This window comes from Bradyrhizobium sp. GCM10028915 (genome assembly GCF_042666195.1).
Lineage (GTDB): Bacteria > Pseudomonadota > Alphaproteobacteria > Rhizobiales > Xanthobacteraceae > Bradyrhizobium > Bradyrhizobium canariense_D.
Window position 1 is genome coordinate 1 of sequence record NZ_JBHTFN010000041.1, and the last position, 701, is coordinate 701.

Here is a 701-nt window from a genome sequence, read left to right on the forward strand (position 1 = left end):
CCCCATTTGTCGTCGGGATGGCCAGTCGCCTCGGTCGCGCCGTAGTAGGCAACGTGGTTGTCATGCGCAGCCACCGACGCCTGGAAGAGACCCCAAGCCTGGTCGACACGGACCATACCAACGAGGTTCGGCGAACGCGAGCCACCGATGGCATTCGAACCATAAGCGGCGCCAGTCACGCCGCTGAGGCCCGCCGCACCGCTCAAGTTGAGGTTGCCGGCCTGGTAATAGGCCGTCGCATCTTCAGCCGAGAACGACGCCGTCACGCCCTGACCGAAGTCAGCGGTGTAGGAGAACTGGTTGACACCAGTGACCGTGCCGGAACCGCCGGCGAGACCGTCGAAGTTGTTGCCGGGATAGTTGGTCCAGGGCGCGTCGAACTGCGACACGGCCTTACCCATGGTGAAGCCAGCGAACTGGATGAAGGCGTAGTACACGCCGAGCGAACCGCCGGAGGTCGCGCCATCGGTGCCGTTGATCGAGGAACCAACGAGAGCCGGGACCGCACCCGAGGTGTTGAGGGCCAGCGTGCTGCTGTAGGCGGTCGTGCCGGTCGCGCTGCCGGTGCCGTTGTAGTTGCCGGTGGTCCAGGAGAACACGCCGTCGAAGAAGGTACGGACGACGCCGTACTCGGTCGCGGTGCGCGTGTCGATGTTGAGATCTTCACGAGCGCGCATGGTGTAGTAGTTCGTCAGACGGTT

Annotated in this window: 1 protein-coding gene; it reads right to left on the reverse strand. The window is 64.2% G+C overall.

Annotation, left to right across the window (positions count from 1 at the left end; translation table 11 throughout):
- A partial coding sequence (locus ACFQX9_RS18285) for a porin (protein WP_377789952.1) occupies positions 1-701 on the reverse strand: 701 nt, incomplete at both ends.